Source organism: Pedobacter sp. KH_004, from assembly GCF_057840755.1.
Map to the genome: position 1 here is coordinate 3,724,057 of NZ_CM174519.1, position 17,539 is coordinate 3,741,595.

Genomic DNA, 17,539 nt, shown 5'->3' on the forward strand with positions numbered 1-17,539 from the left:
ATTATTCTTTCCAGAAACTATTGGCTTTTAGCCCAGATTAGAAATTTCCTTTTACTTTAAATTTTTGAACTTTTAACCATCCTGCCATCAGGCTAAACCAATCGGTGGTGCTCGTTTTGTTAATTAGCCCGAAACCATGACCGCCTTTTTCAAAATAGAAAAGGTTACTTGGAACTTTAGCAGCAAGTAATGCTTTATGCATTAATTCACTGTTTGCTACAGGCACGGTCTTGTCATCTTTAGCGTGTACGAAATAAGTTGGAGGTGTTTTTTTAGTTACGTTTTCATTTGCAGAAAAATACCTTTTTAATGAATCTGGCGGATTTGGCCCTAATAGATTTTTCATTGTCCCTGTGTGTACCGATTCTTCGAAACTAATTACCGGATAAACCAGCACACCGAAGCTTGGTCGTAAATCTATTTTTTCAGGGTTCGCGATTTTTAGATCGTTATAATGTGTTTCTAACGTAGAAGCGAAGTGACCACCTGCCGAAAAGCCCATTATTCCAACCTTATTGCTTTTGATATGGTATTTTTTAGCCGCCTTTTTTACCAGATAAATCGCTTGCTGTGCATCCTGAAGCAATGCATAAGTTTTATTAACCATGATTTGATCACTCGGCAAACGATATTTTAAAACAAAAGCGGTAACCCCAATGGCATTGAAACGTTTGGCCACATCTGTTCCCTCATGACTAAAAGCAAGCGCTCCATAACCACCTCCCGGGCAAATAATTATTGCTGTTCCGGTGGCGATATCTTTAGGCGCTTCAAATACCGTAAGTGTTGGTATCGAAACCTTCGTAACGCTTAATGTACCATTAGATCTTACCTCGGTATTTTCGGCATATGTTGACGGTGTAGGCTTTGCTCCTGGAATGCTGTCAGTATACAAAGGAATTACTTCTTGTGATTTTGAAATTTGAACCGCCATAAAGAACAAAAAGAAAAGGATGAATGATTTTGCCATGATTGTTTATTAAAATTCCATTAAATAAGCTTTCAAAAAGTCGTTAATATCGCCGTTTAAAACGGCATCAGGGTTTGAGGTTTGATAGTTGGTTCGGTGATCTTTAACCCTTCGGTCATCCAGCACATAACTTCTAATCTGCGAACCCCATTCTATCTTCTTCTTCGATCCTTCTACCGCAGCAATGGCCTCATTGCGTTTACGTTCTTCGATTTCATACAGTTGAGATTTAAGCAAGCGAATGGCATTTTCTTTATTCTGCAACTGCGATCTCGATTCCTGATTTTTGATGATGATACCCGATGGTTTATGGTACAAACGAACAGCGGTTTCCACTTTATTTACGTTCTGTCCACCGGCCCCACCTGCTCTGAAGGTTTCAAATTCTATATCAGCCGGATTGATGTCAATTTGAATGGTATCATCAACCAATGGATAAACGTAAACCGATGCAAAAGACGTATGGCGACGGGCATTCGAATCAAACGGAGAGATGCGCACCAAACGATGAACGCCGTTTTCGCCTTTCAAATAGCCATAAGAAAAGTCGCCATCAAACTGAAGCGTTACCGATTTTATTCCGGCAATCTCCCCTTCCTGACTATCTTGTTCGGTAATTTTGTAACCATTTTTATCGCCCCACATCATATACATCCGCATGAGCATGTAAGCCCAATCGCAACTTTCGGTTCCTCCAGCCCCAGCAGTAATCTGCACTACTGCCGAAAGTTGATCTTCTTTATTTCGGAGCATATTTTTGAGTTCCAGTTCTTCAACCGAAGTTTTGCTGACCTCAAATTGCTCTTGAAGTTCTGTTTCTGATGCATCGCCAGATTGAAAAAACTCAAACATTACTGCTGCATCTTCTACCGCATTATTGGTTTGGTTAAAGCCATCTGTCCATTTTTTCTTTGAACTGATTTCTGCTAATATTTTTTCTGCTTTTTTTGGATCGTCCCAGAAATCGGGCGCCATAGTTAATTTTTCCTCTTCACGGATGGCGTATAGTAGCTCATCGACGTCAAAGATGCCTCCTCAGAGACGTTACTCTGTCTCTTAAATCCTGAATCTGTTCTTTGGTCATAATGGCAAATATATAAAATTGAGTTGATTTAACTGACCAGATCGATTGATTTAAAACCAGTACTTACTTCTTCATCCCAATATAATCCAGCGTTAAATTGGATAATAATTTTACACCCAATACAAAGCCGCTTTCATCTAAATAAAAATCAGGCGTATGATGAGAAGCCGTTTTTAAAGGATCTTTACCCTTTGGCATGCCACCAAGAAAGACAAACAAGCCCGGTATTTTCTCCTGAAAAAATGAAAAGTCTTCAGCGCCAGTAACAGGCGGCTTAAGCATTACATTGTCGGCTCCAGCAGTTGCTTTAATACTTGGAAGCATTTTTTCTGTTAAAGCGATATCATTGAATGTTACTGGATAATGGTTACTATATGGAATTTTAACTTCTGCAGTTCCACCGCCAGCCTCGGCTGTTTTAGTGGCAATGGTTTTAATGCGCTCAATAAACATCGCTTCATCTTCTTTGCTGAAATTACGAACCGTCCCAAGCATCTCCACTTTCTCAGGAATAATATTTGAACGAACCCCACCATTAATGGCCCCAATAGTGACCACGCCTGGGTTTTCTGTAACATTTAAATTTCTACTAACGATGGTTTGAAGATTATTTACTATCTGGGCCGAAATGACGATTGGATCTACACTGCTCCAGGGGTAAGCACCATGGGCTTGTCGGCCTGTAACCGTAATTTTCATATCATTTACTGCCGCCATTGTTCCGCCTGGGCGATAGGTTACTTTACCAACTTCTGTTTGTGCATTGATATGTAAACCAAAAATAGCTTCAACTTTTGGGTTTTCCAGTACACCTTCCTTAATCATCAAAGCAGCACCGCCTTCTTCTCCTGCCGGAACACCTTCTTCTGCGGGTTGAAAAATGAATTTCACTGTGCCAGGGATATCCTTTTCCATAGATGCCAGAACCTCTGCTACGCCCATTAAAATGGCCATGTGGCTATCATGACCGCAAGCATGCATTACACCAACTTCTTGCCCGTTATACTCTGTCTTTACTTTTGAAGCGAAAGGAATATTTACTCGCTCGGTAACAGGCAAACCATCCATATCAGCCCGTAACCCAACCACCGGACCAGGCTTACCGCCTTTTAAAATGCCAACCACACCAGTTTTGGCAACGCCAGTCTTTACCATTATGCCTAACGATTCGAGGTGTTTTGCAATGATTTCTGCTGTTCTGGTTTCGGTATTGCCCAATTCAGGATGTTCATGAAAATCTCTTCGCCAGGCGATTACTTTTTGTTCTAACGCATCGGCTTTTTTGCCAACAGCCGAACGTAAATCTGATTGTTGAGCAATGGCTTGAAGCGAAAGCATTGAAAATGCAAAGAGGTAAATCTTTTTCATCACGATGGGTTTTATTTAAGGATGCACTAATCTAATCAATTTCTAGCTTTAGGTCACATAGAAACTATTGGATTAAACTGGCTTGAACAAAAATATCAGGAAAACTTTCTAGTTTAATTCAACTTCTGTTGTTTCGGCTTCCGAGATCCTATCATCAGAAAGCGTGATAACCAACTTAAATCTATATTTTTTGCTCATAACTGGAGCTGTTTGCAGAAAAATACCTTCATTAAATTATATGAATAGCTGTACTTCTCCTCTTGCATAGAACGAATATAATCGGTTATTGTAATCATCGAAGTATTTCGTTTTGTCGTGAAATACAGACTAATATTAGTATTTTTAGGATGCGTAGCATCGAAATCATTACTAGATAATATTTGAATAGAAGCTATAGTTTCCTTAGCTATACCCACATCTTCTACGCAGCTGCAGGCGTACGCAGCCTGAATAAAATTCCATCTTATCTGCGCCTTGCCTGAAACCAACTGTTCAGTTTGCAGCTGAATTTGAATACCATAGTTTTTGCTGGATATAATTCCGGCATTCGAAGTCTTAGACTCTGGCAAGGAGAAATCCATATTTTGAGCAGTACGGCTTTGTGGGTAGGATAAATAGTTTTAGCCGGTAAACAATTACAATCTACACAGGCTACAATGAGCTGCGACATTAAGGATAACGCAAAAACAAAAAATATCTTCTTAATCATGAGAGAGAAGGATTAATGAATTTAATAATGAGAAAAACGAATTGACAATGGAAAGCTCGTTTATCCTTTTTTATAAACAACTATCTTTCTGCGATATACATCATTTGTAATTACTTCATCATTGGGTCCTAATGCAACCCCAGTGGCAAGCTCTAACTGGCCGGCACCAATTTTTTCTCGAATATCCCCGTTTTCATCGGTTTTGATAACATACTGTAATGCTGCAACATACAAATAATCGCCTTTGCTTTTAATCGCCCAAAAATTATCTCCTAATTTCCATGTGCTTAGGTACTTTCCTTGTTTATCAAAAACCTGCATTCTACCCTGGTCAGAGACATAAATCTTACCTTTGAAATAACATATTCCGTAAGGAGTAAAAAACTGTCCGTTAGCCCTACCTTCTGTTCCGAAGGTAAAAAGCAATTTGCCTGTTGAATCATATTTCTTAACGCGATCATTTAGGCTGTCTACAATCCAAATATTTTGCTCATCATCAATCATCAACTCTTCAATGTTACCAAAACCATCGTCTCCGGTACCATAGATACCCCATTCTCTAATCAACTGCTTGTTATTATTGAAAATCTGAACATAACTACTGCTTTGTGTTCGAGTTGCAATATAATTTCCATTATCGAAAAAGGCGGTTGCTCTGGCTCCGGACCCACTGTAGAAAAGCTCTTTATAATTACCATTTATATCGAACTTTTGAACTCTGTTTAAGCCAACATCACTCACATAAATATTACCTGTTTTATCTGTCTCAATATGATATGCGAAGCTAAATTGACCAGTTCCAATTCCTTCGGATCCAAAAGAAGTTGCCCTGTAATAATTTAAGCCAGTAGTATAACCAAAATCAGCATCACTAAATCTACTATATGATGAGCCTGTATTAAATGTTCTTACTTTATAGAAATTTTTGGTTAAGGATTTAGCAATCGATGTATCATCAAATGTAGTGTCGGCTAGTTCTTTAAGAAGAAAATATTTTTGGGTAATATTGTCAAATTTCCAAAGTTGGTATTTTTGAGCGAGAGGCATTGGTGTCCAGCTGATGTTGATCCTAGAACCATAGTTACCCTTTGTCGCTTTAAGGTTTAAAGGCCTGTCAACATCAAGGGTGTCAGTGATTCTGATCGTATCCCTAATTGTTTTGGTTTCGGTAACAGTTTCAATTTCCTTTTCACAAGAAGAAAAGCAAAGAATGTAGATTAAGCATAGAACTGCTAGAGTGGAGAGCGATTTTAGCATTTTTATTTAAAATTTCTCTAAAGATAAAAATCCTGTTCGAAAAATTTGTCCCTAGAGAAAAATATACTAAATAAGCCTGCCTTTCAGCTTATCTAATATTCCACCTTCGGCAGGATTTTTACCGTTTTGGTTAGCTGCAGGTGCTTGTCCGCCTCCATTAAACATTCCTATTGCATCGCTCACATCAAATTTACCATCACTTCCACCAGGCAGACTGCCCAGTACATTTTTAATATTGAACGAACTATCATTTGGATCGGCAGTTTTTTGGGTTAGTTTTCCAATGATTACGGGGATTACCGTTGCAGCCAATTTCTTCACTGTTTCTGCATTTATGCCTAAACCTGCTAATTTATCTGTGAAACTTCAAGCTGCCTGCTGTATAATCGCTGATCCTCTGCATTTCCAGAGGAAATTTGATCTTTTAACGTATCAAAAATAGAACCTGAAGCTGCTTGAATTACCTGTTCATTTTGCTCATTTGGAATTTCGCTGTTATTTACAACGGTGTCCTGTACGTTTTCACGCACCAATTCATTTAAATTTTCTAACATATCGTTTGTTATTTATTTTAATTGTTGGGTGCAAAATTTCAACGGGGACTGATATTAAAGTTACACTATAGATTCAACAATAAAAATTCTTATGATTTTGTGAACATTAAAAGACAGAATTAAAAATTTGCTTTATTACTTTTACAAAAAACAAAGACTATGCTACCAAAAATAAATTTTACTGAAACCGAGGCATATAAATACCTGGCCGGTCATTTTTTAGATATTAATCAAAAAAGCATTAAAGATCTTTTCGCAGAAGATGCAGATCGTTTCAACAAGTTTTCTGTTTTTTTTGAAGATATCTTGCTAGACTACAGCAAGAATAGAATTACTGATGAAACCTTGGCTTTGCTAATTCAGCTGGCCCGCGAGTGTAAATTAGACGAAGCCATTAAAGCCATGTACAATGGCGATAAAATTAATGAAACAGAAGATCGTTCTGTACTTCATGTTGCACTACGTAATTTAAGCAATACGCCCATTTTGGCTGATGGCAAGGATGTAATGCCTGAAGTAAATGCCGTGCTTGCCAAAATGGAAAAATTTAGCAACAGTATTATCAGTGGTGAATGGAAAGGCTATACAGGAAAAGCCATTATCGATATTGTGAACATAGGAATTGGAGGTTCAGATTTAGGACCTGTAATGGTTACCGAAGCCTTGAAACACTACAAGAACCATCTGAATATTCACTTTGTTTCTAATATTGATGGAACGCACATCGCTGAAACCCTTTCAGGATTAAACGCAGAAACGACTTTGTTTTTGGTGGCTTCTAAAACATTCACTACACAAGAAACCATGACCAATGCGCATTCTGCCCGCTCGTGGTTTTTAGAAAATGGTGGTAAAGAGAATGATATTGCTAAACATTTTGCTGCCTTATCTACCAATGCTAAAGATGTTTCAGCTTTTGGAATTGATACCGAAAACATGTTCGAATTTTGGGATTGGGTTGGCGGCCGTTATTCTTTGTGGAGTGCAATTGGTCTATCTATTTCATTAAGTATCGGCTTCGATAATTTTAAAGAACTTTTAGCCGGTGCCCATGCAACCGATAATCACTTTAAAACCGCAGAATTTGAAAGCAACATTCCTGTAATTTTAGGACTATTAGGCGTTTGGTATATTAATTTTTACAATGCAGAAACGCAAGTAATTTTACCTTACGATCAATATATGCATCGCTTTGCAGCGTATTTCCAACAGGGAGATATGGAAAGCAACGGCAAACATGTAGATAGAAATGGCAACGAAGTTGATTATGAAACAGGGCCAATTATTTGGGGCGAGCCTGGTACAAATGGTCAGCATGCATTTTATCAATTGATCCATCAAGGTACCAGAATCATTCCTGCTGATTTTATCGCTCCGGCTCAAAGCTTAAATCCACTGGGAGACCATCACCCAATTTTACTATCTAACTTTTTTGCGCAGACCGAAGCTTTAATGAACGGTAAGACGGAAGAAGATGTTACCGAAGAACTGAAAAAAGACGGCAAGTCGGCAGAAGACATTTCAAAAATTGCTCCGTTTAAAGTTTTTGAAGGAAACAGACCAACGAACTCTATTTTATTGAAAAAAATTACGCCATACACTTTAGGAAGCTTGGTAGCTATGTATGAGCACAAAATTTTTGTTCAGGGTGTAATATGGAATATTTTCAGCTTTGATCAGTGGGGTGTGGAGTTAGGTAAACAATTAGCTAAAAAAATTCTTCCGGAGTTGGAAGGCGATGAAAAAGTGGCGAGCCACGACAGTTCGACCAATGGTTTGATTAATCAATATAAGACTTGGAGGTAAATCGTCAAGCATTTGTTACCCCATTACTCAAGTTTCTTTAATATAATTAAAACGTTAAATGTTTATCTTAGTTAAACACATAAATGAACACAACTATGAAACACTTTTTAACATTTTGCCTATTGGTGTATTTAACGCCAATTCATGCTCAAGAAACTTCGCATATTGATATTGCCAAGTTACTGAAAACACAACGATTTGCTTTTGTTGCAACTGGAATTAAAAACAAACCAGGTACGAATGGTAGTTCTGGTTACAATTTTGAATCAAATTATTATAGTGGCCCGGTGGCGAGTACAACAAGTATACAGCAAAGTTTAGCATATACATCAGCTAATGTTGGTGGTGCAGGGAGCGCCTATTCCGAAATGTATTATCGCTCGGCAGGAGGAGACGGTAGTTACTTTACTGCTTACGGTATTCCTGTTGCTAAGGGGGCAAAAATAAGTGAGATCAAATCTATTCATGAAGTTATGTATTTTCAACATAATGAATCTAATTTAGTAATGAGTGAACTTGATAATCCAAAATCCATAAGTGATATTAATGGAAATCTTTACGAGATAATTCCTCCTAAAAATATCAAAACTAAAATATCAAATAAAAAAAATGGAAGTGCTGTTATCACCTATAAAATCAAAGAAAAAGGCGAAACTAAAACATTCTACTTAAATGTACAAAAAGACGGAAAAGCGATTTTGCAAACACCATCTACTGAAGACGTAAGTACTTACATTCACGGCTATATTATCAATACTCATCAATAACTTTAAATTTGGATGTCCTTTAAAGTTATTAAGAATAAGTTGTAAACAATAACAAGCCTTATTGAATGCAAAAATTGGGTATTGATTAAATTTTCGAGAAAAAGCGAGTTTTATACTCGCTTTTTCTATTTATAATCAATATTTTAGGGGATCCTTAGCCAAGTGGCAAATCCAAATTAACTTATTAATGAAATTTTCTCTCGCTTCTCGCCTTTGATTGTTTCTAATCATTAAAAACAAATTACGAATGAAAAAAAGATTTCTTTTTGCTTCGGCCCTTTCCATTTTATGTTTAAGTGCTTCTGCTCAAAAAGTACAATTTACGGAGTTCGACCTTGACAATGGTCTTCACGTTATTTTACATCAAGACAAAACTGCACCTGTAGTCGCCGTTTCTGTAATGTACCATGTTGGCTCGAAAGACGAAGAAACGGAGCGTACGGGCTTTGCACACTTTTTCGAGCATTTATTATTTGAAGGATCGGATAATATTAAACGCGGCGAATTTATGAAACTCGTAAGTAGCAATGGTGGGCAGAACAATGCAAATACCTCTCAAGACCGTACTTTTTATTACGAAGTGTTTCCCTCTAATCAATTGGAATTAGGCCTTTGGCTGGAAAGTGAAAGAATGTTGCACCCGGTGATTAATGAAGTTGGCGTTAAAACCCAAAATGAAGTTGTTAAAGAGGAAAAACGCTTACGTATTGATAATGCGCCGTATGGAAAGTTTACCGAAAAAATATTTTCGCATCTGTTTGCTGGCCATCCTTATCGCTGGCAGCCAATTGGTTCAATGGAACATTTAGATGCGGCAAAACTTAGTGAGTTCATTGCATTCTTTAAAAAATATTATGTTCCTAACAATGCGGTTTTAACTATTGCTGGCGATTTAGATATCGAAAAAACCAAAGGCCTGGTTAAATCTTATTTTAACGAGGTGCCAAAAGGTGAACCTGTTGTTCGCAGAGAGTTCAAGCTACCAGAGATCACCAAAGAAATCATCGATACCGCTTACGATGCCAATATTCAAATTCCGGCAATATTTGCAGCGTATCGCGTACCGGGAATGAAAAGCAGAGATAGCAAAGTACTGGGCATGATCAGCTCTATTTTATCGGGCGGCGGTAGCTCGAGATTAAGCACTAAAATGGTTGATGAAAAGAAAACTGCCTTACAAGTAGCGGCCTTCAATTACAGTTTAGAGGATTACGGCGCTTATATCACTTTAGCCCTGCCAAATAAAAACACCCCACTAAACGATTTATTGAAAGATATTGATGAAGAAGTATCGCGTTTACAAACGGATTTAATCAGCGAAAGTGATTATAAAAAGTTGCAGAATAAATTTGAAAACGATTACGTAAGCGCCAACAGCAGAATGCTCGGAGTTGCCGAAAATTTAGCTGCAGGTTACACCTTCCACGATAAAGATACAAACGACATCAACAGAGAATTAGAAATAATAAGATCGATTACACGCGAGGAGATCAGAGACGTTGCCAAAAAATACCTAGGCAAAAATCAACGAGTTGTTTTGTATTATTTACCTAAGAAATAAGCGCTTTATATCTTACATTATTTAAAATCATGAAAAAAATATTCATCATAGCTGCAATTTCCTTATTGGCTCAAGGTATTTCGGCACAAACTATAAATCGCAGTCAAAAACCAAAACCTGGTCCGGCGCCTGTAATAACTATCGGCGATCCGGTAATTTATAAACTGGCCAACGGCATCACTGTTTTAGTGGTAGAAAATCATAAGTTACCTAAAATCTCAGCAAGCTATAGTATCGATGCTGGTCCGATTACCGAAGGCACTAAAGCTGGCGTGGTGGGCTTAATGGGCAGCATGTTAAATGAAGGAACAACCGCCAAAACCAAGGCACAATTCGATGAGGCGGTAGATCAATTAGGTGCCGATGTTGGCGCTAATGCATCTGGGGGTTCGGCATCAGCTTTAACCCGCTATTTTCCTCAAGCTTTCGCTTTAATGGCAGAAAGTATCAGAAAGCCAGCATTCCCCGAAGCTTCTTTTGAAAAGATAAAATCTCAAACGATTACGGGATTGAAATCAAATGAGAAAAATGCCAAAGCAATATCTTCACGCGTGGTAAATGCCCTGGCTTATGGAAAAAATCATCCTAATGGAGAATTTGAGACGGAAGCATCTATCAACGGTTTAACTTTGGCTGATGTAAAGAACGCTTATGCAAAATACATTACTCCATCTAGAGGTTATTTAACTTTTGTTGGAGATATTAAACCAGAAGTGGCAAAAGCGCTTGCAGAAAAAGCATTCGGCGATTGGAAAGGCTCAACATTGACTTTACCTACATTAGCAAAAGTGAGCAATCCTGCTAAAACTGAAGTTGATGTAATTAATGTAAGTAACGCGGTACAATCTGAAATTACGGTGGTAAATTTAATCGATTTACCTATGAGCAATCCTGATTACTTTCCACTTTTATTGGCTAATCAAATCTTAGGTGGAGGTTCGGAATCCAGATTATTTATGAATCTACGTGAAAAACATGGATTTACTTATGGCGCCTATTCTAGCACAAGTGCCGGAAGATTTCAGTCAAAATTTTCCGCTAACGCCGCCGTTAGAAACGAAAAAGTTGATAGTGCCGTAGTTGAATTTTTGAAAGAGATAAATACCATCCGTACGGCAAAGGTATCTGCGGAGGAGCTACAAAATGCAAAAAATCTTTACAATGGTAGCTTTGCGCTGGGTCTTGAAAACCCTGCCCGTATTGCTGGCTTCGCTAGTAGTATTTTAATTAATAATTTACCTAAAGATTTTTACCGTACTTACTTACAAAAATTAAATGCGGTAACAGCTGACGACATTTTAAGAGTTGCCAAAAAATATTACAATCATGATAATACCCGTGTAGTAATTGTTGGCAAAACGGAAGCTTTTATACCGGGCTTAAAGAAAGCTGGTTTTGCGGTCAATCAATTTGATAGTTACGCAATGCCTGTTACAGCTGCCGCTACTACTAGCACAACCACTACAAAGGGTGCTAAAGATGTTATAGCAAGTTACATTGCAGCAATAGGCGGAGAAGCAGCGATTAAAAAGATAACGTCGTTACAACAAAATGGTGAAATGGACATGCAAGGCAACAAGTTAACTGTAACCATGAAAAACATGGCGCCGAATGCAAATAGCATGGAAATATCTATGATGGGACAAACTGCAATGAAACAAGTTTTCAATGGGACAACTGGATATGCCACGCAAATGGGGCAAAAGAAAGAATTAACTGGAGATGACCTGACAGACAAGAAAGAGGAAAAAGGCTTGGTAAGTCAGTTGTACTATGCTACTGATGGCTGGAAAGTTGAATCGGCCGGAACAGCAAAAGTGGGAACAGCCGACGCTTATAAATTAGAAATTACTTCACCATCTGGCAAAAAGAAAACTGAATATTATGATGTCAAGACTGGCTTGCTTTTGAAAGATGAGAAAACGGTAACAAAGGGCACTGTAGAAATTAGTCAATCGACAGAGTATGCTGATTACAAGAAAGTAGGAGACCTATTATTTCCTCATTCATTGACGCAAAGCGTCCAAACTCCACAAGGCTCACAAGAGTTTGCCATTATAATTAAAGAAATTAAAGTGAATCCGCCACTAAAAGCAGAAGAATTTAACTAACGAGTTATTTTGAAGATAGAAAGCCGTTGCATTTAAGATGTAACGGCTTTTTACTTTTGAAGCCATTCTTTAATTTTTCATAATATCATTTATGGAATGTTTGAAACTTGCACATCTTTAATTTGTTATACTTTAAAACACACAGGTTATGAAACAATTTAGATTAATATTGAGCTTGGTTTTGGTGAGCTCATCATTATCATTACTCGCACAAACAGATAAAGAAACCACAGAAAAAATAATTAAAGAGCAGAACTATACATTTGTGGCTAATTCTGCCATCCCGATGGCTAATATGGATGTTTCGAGAGTCTTGGAAAGAATGCCCGGAAATCCAAGTGGGTCTTACATCAATTTATCAGGAAGCAACTACGACTTCACAGTAACCAAGGATAGCATTATTGCTTACTTGCCATTTTATGGGAGAGCATTTAGTGCGCCATATAACCCGAATGAAGGTGGAATAAAGTTTACTTCAAAAGATTTTACTTACAGGCAAACTGTGAGTAAAAAAGGCGCCTATACTGTTCAAATAAATACGAAGGATATTAAAAGGGAAAATTATAGGTTTACGTTAAATGTTTCTACAAGTGGATACGCTACTTTAGTTGCTTCTGGAAACAATAGGCAACCGATTACCTTTAACGGTGTATTGCAAGAATCGAAGAAGAAAGATAAAAATTTATAAATCAGGTGTGGAAGTTCTAATCCTGTATCCTCATTCTCGCGTAGGCGTTAATTTTAAAGCGATGCATAATAAATCCGATTTAGATCCTCAGTCAAGCTGAAGGTTAATTTATTTGATAAAATCAATATAAATGACGTTAAGAACGGTCGTCATTGCGAGGCACGAAGCACTCTCCTTTAAAAAAATAATGCAACAAATGAGATTGCTTCAATCCATGAAAAATTGATTGAAGCAATTGTAAAGATCGAAAATTAAAAACATCAATGTAGGATGAGGGTTATTTATGGTCGGTGGAGATACCGACCATTAGAGGAATTATGCTATTTCTTTACCAACTGAATCTGATAAATATGGGGCCATTTTTTACCCGTTACAAACAGGCTTTTTGTTGCTTTATCATAGGCAATTCCGTTCAGCACGTTATTTGCCTTTTCGTCTTCAGTCTTGAAATTATCTGCAGAAAAAATCCCCGCCAAATTGATACGTGCTTCAACAGCACCATTATCCGGGTTGATGATCAAAATATCGTTTGTGGTGTAAACATTGGCGTAGATTTTCCCATCGATAACTTCTAACTCATTAAGATTTTGAATTGGCCCTTTATTGTCATAAACATCAATAGAACCGATGCGGTTGTACTTATCTTTATCCAAAAAGAAAATCGTATTTGAACCATCTGTGTTGAGCACCTTTTCTCCGTCGAAAGCCAAACCCCAACCCTCTCTTCCGGTAGTGTAGGAAAATTCTGAAAGTTTTTTCATGGTAGCTTTGTCGTAAACAAAACCCACTTTTTCACGGTAGGTAAGTTGAATGATTTTATCACCAATAACCGTGATTCCTTCTGCAAAATATTGTTTATCAACCGGTGTTGACTGAACTATTTTCCCTGTTGATGGTTCTACTTTACGCAGACTCGAATGGCCGTAATCGCCAGCGCTTTCGTAAAAAAAGCCATCATGATATTCTAAACCTTCCACGTAGGAAGTAGTATCGTGCGGAAGCGTTTTGATTACTTTGTAAGTATATTCCAATGGTGCCTGGGCAGCCAGCACATTAATATTGGTCGTTAGCTCTTCAGCCTCTGTACCTTCGTAAATTTTGGCAGTTAAAATATGGCTTCCTAACTTCAATCCTGCTGTTTTTAGCTTAAAAGACAAAGTGTCTGTTTTGGCAATAACTTTAGCCGTATCAATTAAATAGACAACAGAATCTACGCTCTTATCCTTTCCAAATTGAACTTTAACTTCAAATTCATTTCCAACAGGAACATTTAAGCCGATCATCGGCGATAAGAAACTTCTATAAGCCCCTGGTTTATCATCCTTGCATGAGCTGACAAATGCAACGATGATTGTGATGAAAAGTAAATTTTTGATTTGGTTAGTCTTCAGGGCAAAAAGCATCTTCAATATGATTTAGGTTATAACTTTTATTTTTTGTAAAGGTAATCGCAATTATATCAAAACGAATATCATTTTGATGATTCACGATTTCTATGTATTAAGTTGCGGCTAGTTCCATCTGTTTCTGCTTTGCATTATGTACAAACTCCTCCGCCGGACCAAAAGTAACAGATGTTCGGGCTTTTACCTCCACGAAAACCATGACTCCATCTTTATACACTATTAAATCTATCTCCGATTTGCCATGCGTCCAGTTCTTGTCCAGCACTTCGTAATCTTTACCCTCTAAATATTGTTTTGCAATATTTTCACTCTCTCTCCCTAAAGCATTATGAATCGCCCTTTTGATGAATTATTGAATGATCGATTTTTGAAGGAGTGAATGATACCTGTATGAAGAAATGAATAAACGGCCCTGATCTAAAAATCCCTAAATCTTGTTAATTCTGATCCTATTTCACAATTACTGAACCTAAAAACTTAGATATTTCCCGTTCCACTCCTTTAATTACACCGTAACGCTGCATTAAAATCATTTGGTTATCCGCATCGTTTTCGTCTTTAATTTCTTTTAACAAATTGGTCAAAATCTTATCAACCTTTCTTTTCTTCAGATGAAAAATACCTCCTAAAATGGTTGCTTTGAGGTTCATACTTTCATCTTTAACGTAAATCAGGTGCTTATTAAGCCAGTTTTCACTTAAGGCATATTCTGATGTAGAAAGCGTTATGGCTAAATCCGCCAGGTCACGATCTTCATGTTTTATAAAATGATTTGCCGTTGGTAATCTTCCATTGTCAATCTCTGTTTTATAATGCTCGATGATCCTTTTACAAAGTGAATTTTCAAAGTCGACATCTGCCAGGTTTTGCATAATAAACGAACCTATATACATGTCATCGATCTTGTCCCAATTTACAAATTCATGCCCGTAAGTTAACAACAAGCGTACTATTTCCTTCTCCTGAATCTCATCTGTTGCCGAAGCGGCTTGTTGGCTATCTGGGCCAGCATTGTCATCCCACAAATCGTCTGGCGGCCCTAACGGTTCGGGCGGACCAGAAGAATAAGGATTACTATTATTGTTTGAAAAATTACCTTGAGCTCTTTGATTACTTTCAAAATTTTTCTTCACTTTGTTTGAGCGCATTTTATTCAACTCGCTCATCAAAATCTTTTCTTCAATTTCAAGCAGGCTGCTCGATTCGCGAACAAAAACCGACGCCTTAATTGGGTCAGGGATTTTCGCAATACTTTCTACAATATCGCGGATAATTCCAGCCCTCTTTATCGGATCATCACCAGCATCCTTCAATAAAACATTGGCCTTGTAAAGGATAAAATCTTTGCGATTTTGCTCTAAATAAGTCTTGAAAGCGCCTGCCCCCACATGGTGCATATAAGAATCCGGATCATGACCATCGGGAAACGAAACGATCTTTACGTTTAATCCCTCTTCCAGAATCATATCCAATCCACGTAATGAAGCCTTTATCCCGGCGGCATCACCATCAAATAAAATGGTAATATTTTGCGTAAAACGACCGATAAGTTTAATCTGTTCTACGGTTAAAGAGGTTCCGGAAGAAGCGACAACATTTTCTATACCTGCCTGATGTACAGAAAGCACATCGGCATATCCTTCGGCCAGATAACAGTTATCCAAATCCCGAATTGCCTTCTTCGCATGGAACAAGCCATAAAGAACATTCGATTTATGATAAATTTCGCTTTCGGGAGAATTTACATATTTGGGTACGTTTTTATCGGTTTTAAGGGTTCTGCCGCCGAAGCCAATTACCCTGCCCGTAAAACCATGGATAGGAAACATCACGCGGCCACGAAAGCGGTCGTAAATTTTCCCATTATCGTTCTTGATAGATAATCCGGTAGACTCTAAAAATTCCAATTTATGGCCTGCATTGGTAGCGCTTTGAGTTAGGGCATCCCAAACATCAGGCGAATAACCTACTTCAAATTTCTTAAGGATATCTTCCCGAAAACCACGCTCCTTAAAATAGCTGAGTCCAATTCCTTTCCCTTCATCTGTTTCCCAAAGTTGTTTTACAAAAAATGCTGATGCAAATTGAGATACGATGTACAAACTTTCTTTGGCGCTTTGTGCCTCCGCATCTTGTGGCGTGAGTTCAGTTTCCTCAACTTCAATATTGTATTTAGTGGCTAAAAACTTAAGCGCTTCAGGATACGAATATTTCTCGTGATCCATAATGAAACGAACAGAATCGCCTCCTTTTCCGCATCCAAAGCATTTGTAAATCCCCTTGGTTACCGAAACGTGGAAAGAAGGGGTTTTTTCGCCATGGAATGGGCAATTGCCAATTAAACTAGTTCCGCGTTTTTTTAAGTGCACAAAATCCCCTACTACCTCCTCAATTCGGGCAGTATCCATTATCTTATCTATCGTTTCGCGGTTTATCATTTTAGTTCTACGTTTTAAGTAATAAGTTTTACGTCTGCCGACTTCACTTATAACCTACAACTTTTAACATATTCAAAATATTAATAGGCATACAGACCTATAGCTTATAACATTCAAAAATTTCTATAGACATCCAGACCTATAACTTATAACCTACCTCACCAAAGGCAATAACTGTTCAGCCACTAATTTATTCCCAACTTCATTTAAATGAACACGATCTGTAGTTAAAATGCCTTTCTCTTTGTCTTCCGGATTGTTTTCCGCTTCGTAGGCTGTGAAAATTTTTCTCAAATCGCAAACTGGTAAATTGTTTTTTGCAGCCAGCTGTCTTATCCCTTCGGCATACTTATTTAAGTCTGCATCAAGCTCATTGGTTCCATCTTTTTTTTCTCCCACAACAGATGGTGTAACAAGAATCACCTTACTACCAACACCCTGAATTTTACTAATCAAAGCTTGATAAAACTTTAAATATTTATCATAATCAGTTCCGGTATGTGATGATTGTTTGTGCCAAACATCATTAATCCCTACATAAATGACTACCAGATCTGGTTTTTTATTTAATACATCATCTTCCAAGCGTAGATACAAATCGTATACCTTGTTGCCACCAATACCAGCTCCTGTAACAGCATACTTAGTAGAATCTAAAGCTTTCTTTATTAAGGTAACATAGCCATTTTTCGAAACGCCTTGCTGCGTGATAGAGTCTCCAAAGAAGATAATGTGTTTTGGTTTAAATGTCATTGAAGTTAATGCAATTAGGCAAAAGCTTAGTAAAATGCCTGTTCTGAATAAATTTTTCATTGAAATA

Annotated in this window: 16 protein-coding genes; 5 read left to right on the forward strand and 11 right to left on the reverse strand. The window is 37.7% G+C overall.

Annotated features, from left to right (window positions below; genetic code table 11):
* Positions 1–37: 37 nt before the first annotated feature.
* The 7 genes from AC3ITD_RS15855 to AC3ITD_RS15885 form a co-directional block, all read right to left on the reverse strand.
* Positions 38–970, reverse strand: a complete 933-nt coding sequence (locus AC3ITD_RS15855; RefSeq protein ID WP_489361169.1) for an alpha/beta hydrolase — start codon at positions 968–970, stop codon at positions 38–40.
* A gap of 9 nt (positions 971–979) precedes the next feature.
* Positions 980–2,054 (reverse strand): peptide chain release factor 2 gene (gene prfB, locus AC3ITD_RS15860; RefSeq protein ID WP_265798456.1). Its coding sequence is split into 2 segments (ribosomal slippage): positions 980–1,993 and positions 1,995–2,054, totalling 1,074 coding nucleotides; the frame shifts between segments, so codons are not numbered across the junction.
* Between the two features lie 63 nt (positions 2,055–2,117).
* On the reverse strand, positions 2,118–3,422 hold the full coding sequence (locus AC3ITD_RS15865; protein WP_489361171.1) for an amidohydrolase: 1,305 nt from the start codon (positions 3,420–3,422) through the stop codon (positions 2,118–2,120).
* Between the two features lie 194 nt (positions 3,423–3,616).
* Positions 3,617–4,003, reverse strand: coding sequence for a DUF5034 domain-containing protein (locus AC3ITD_RS15870; protein ID WP_489361173.1), 387 nt, complete (start codon positions 4,001–4,003; stop codon positions 3,617–3,619).
* A gap of 188 nt (positions 4,004–4,191) precedes the next feature.
* On the reverse strand, positions 4,192–5,388 hold the full coding sequence (locus AC3ITD_RS15875) for an NHL repeat-containing protein (protein WP_489361175.1): 1,197 nt from the start codon (positions 5,386–5,388) through the stop codon (positions 4,192–4,194).
* Between the two features lie 66 nt (positions 5,389–5,454).
* On the reverse strand, positions 5,455–5,709 hold the full coding sequence (locus AC3ITD_RS15880) for a hypothetical protein (RefSeq protein ID WP_489361177.1): 255 nt from the start codon (positions 5,707–5,709) through the stop codon (positions 5,455–5,457).
* 26 nt (positions 5,710–5,735) lie between these two features.
* Positions 5,736–5,942, reverse strand: a complete 207-nt coding sequence (locus tag AC3ITD_RS15885) for a hypothetical protein (protein ID WP_489361179.1) — start codon at positions 5,940–5,942, stop codon at positions 5,736–5,738.
* 159 nt (positions 5,943–6,101) lie between these two features.
* Here AC3ITD_RS15885 and pgi point away from each other — a divergent pair, with 159 nt between their 5' ends.
* From pgi to AC3ITD_RS15910, 5 genes are all read left to right on the forward strand, one after another.
* Entirely contained in the window at positions 6,102–7,748 is a 1,647-nt protein-coding gene (gene pgi, locus AC3ITD_RS15890) for a glucose-6-phosphate isomerase (RefSeq protein WP_489361181.1), read from the forward strand.
* 95 nt (positions 7,749–7,843) lie between these two features.
* Positions 7,844–8,515, forward strand: coding sequence for a hypothetical protein (locus AC3ITD_RS15895; RefSeq protein WP_489361183.1), 672 nt, complete (start codon positions 7,844–7,846; stop codon positions 8,513–8,515).
* 247 nt (positions 8,516–8,762) lie between these two features.
* On the forward strand, positions 8,763–10,076 hold the full coding sequence (locus tag AC3ITD_RS15900) for a M16 family metallopeptidase (protein ID WP_489361185.1): 1,314 nt from the start codon (positions 8,763–8,765) through the stop codon (positions 10,074–10,076).
* Positions 10,077–10,105: 29 nt separating this feature from the next.
* Entirely contained in the window at positions 10,106–12,187 is a 2,082-nt protein-coding gene (locus AC3ITD_RS15905) for an insulinase family protein (protein WP_489361187.1), read from the forward strand.
* Between the two features lie 148 nt (positions 12,188–12,335).
* Positions 12,336–12,875 carry a DUF4251 domain-containing protein gene (locus AC3ITD_RS15910; protein WP_489361189.1) on the forward strand — a complete coding sequence of 180 codons (540 nt, stop codon included), beginning with the start codon at positions 12,336–12,338 and terminating at the stop codon, positions 12,873–12,875.
* Positions 12,876–13,195: 320 nt separating this feature from the next.
* Here AC3ITD_RS15910 and AC3ITD_RS15915 read toward each other — a convergent pair whose 3' ends face one another.
* From AC3ITD_RS15915 to AC3ITD_RS15930, 4 genes are all read right to left on the reverse strand, one after another.
* The gene (locus tag AC3ITD_RS15915) at positions 13,196–14,278 is read right to left on the reverse strand and encodes a glutaminyl-peptide cyclotransferase (RefSeq protein ID WP_489361191.1); all 1,083 of its coding nucleotides are present in this window, start codon (positions 14,276–14,278) and stop codon (positions 13,196–13,198) included.
* A 97-nt stretch (positions 14,279–14,375) separates the two neighbouring features.
* A complete protein-coding gene (locus AC3ITD_RS15920) occupies positions 14,376–14,627 on the reverse strand; it encodes a YraN family protein (protein WP_489366693.1) in 252 nt (83 codons plus the stop codon).
* 103 nt (positions 14,628–14,730) lie between these two features.
* Positions 14,731–16,719 (reverse strand): DNA primase, encoded by a 1,989-nt coding sequence (gene dnaG, locus AC3ITD_RS15925; RefSeq protein ID WP_265798467.1) that lies wholly within the window; start codon positions 16,717–16,719, stop codon positions 14,731–14,733.
* Between the two features lie 153 nt (positions 16,720–16,872).
* Positions 16,873–17,532: an SGNH/GDSL hydrolase family protein gene (locus AC3ITD_RS15930; protein WP_489361194.1), complete on the reverse strand. Its 660-nt coding sequence runs from the start codon at positions 17,530–17,532 to the stop codon at positions 16,873–16,875.
* Positions 17,533–17,539: the final 7 nt, after the last annotated feature.

What these genes read in the sequence shown, in the direction of transcription:
- AC3ITD_RS15855 (WP_489361169.1), bottom strand. Translation starts at nt 970, where the DNA reads ATGGCAAAATCATTCATCCTTTTCTTTTTGTTCTTTATGGCGGTTCAA.
- AC3ITD_RS15865 (WP_489361171.1), bottom strand. Translation starts at nt 3,422, where the DNA reads ATGAAAAAGATTTACCTCTTTGCATTTTCAATGCTTTCGCTTCAAGCC.
- AC3ITD_RS15870 (WP_489361173.1), bottom strand. Translation starts at nt 4,003, where the DNA reads ATGGATTTCTCCTTGCCAGAGTCTAAGACTTCGAATGCCGGAATTATA.
- AC3ITD_RS15875 (WP_489361175.1), bottom strand. Translation starts at nt 5,388, where the DNA reads ATGCTAAAATCGCTCTCCACTCTAGCAGTTCTATGCTTAATCTACATT.
- AC3ITD_RS15885 (WP_489361179.1), bottom strand. Translation starts at nt 5,942, where the DNA reads ATGTTAGAAAATTTAAATGAATTGGTGCGTGAAAACGTACAGGACACC.
- pgi (WP_489361181.1), top strand. Translation starts at nt 6,102, where the DNA reads ATGCTACCAAAAATAAATTTTACTGAAACCGAGGCATATAAATACCTG.
- AC3ITD_RS15895 (WP_489361183.1), top strand. Translation starts at nt 7,844, where the DNA reads ATGAAACACTTTTTAACATTTTGCCTATTGGTGTATTTAACGCCAATT.
- AC3ITD_RS15900 (WP_489361185.1), top strand. Translation starts at nt 8,763, where the DNA reads ATGAAAAAAAGATTTCTTTTTGCTTCGGCCCTTTCCATTTTATGTTTA.
- AC3ITD_RS15905 (WP_489361187.1), top strand. Translation starts at nt 10,106, where the DNA reads ATGAAAAAAATATTCATCATAGCTGCAATTTCCTTATTGGCTCAAGGT.
- AC3ITD_RS15910 (WP_489361189.1), top strand. Translation starts at nt 12,336, where the DNA reads ATGAAACAATTTAGATTAATATTGAGCTTGGTTTTGGTGAGCTCATCA.
- AC3ITD_RS15915 (WP_489361191.1), bottom strand. Translation starts at nt 14,278, where the DNA reads ATGCTTTTTGCCCTGAAGACTAACCAAATCAAAAATTTACTTTTCATC.
- dnaG (WP_265798467.1), bottom strand. Translation starts at nt 16,719, where the DNA reads ATGATAAACCGCGAAACGATAGATAAGATAATGGATACTGCCCGAATT.
- AC3ITD_RS15930 (WP_489361194.1), bottom strand. Translation starts at nt 17,532, where the DNA reads ATGAAAAATTTATTCAGAACAGGCATTTTACTAAGCTTTTGCCTAATT.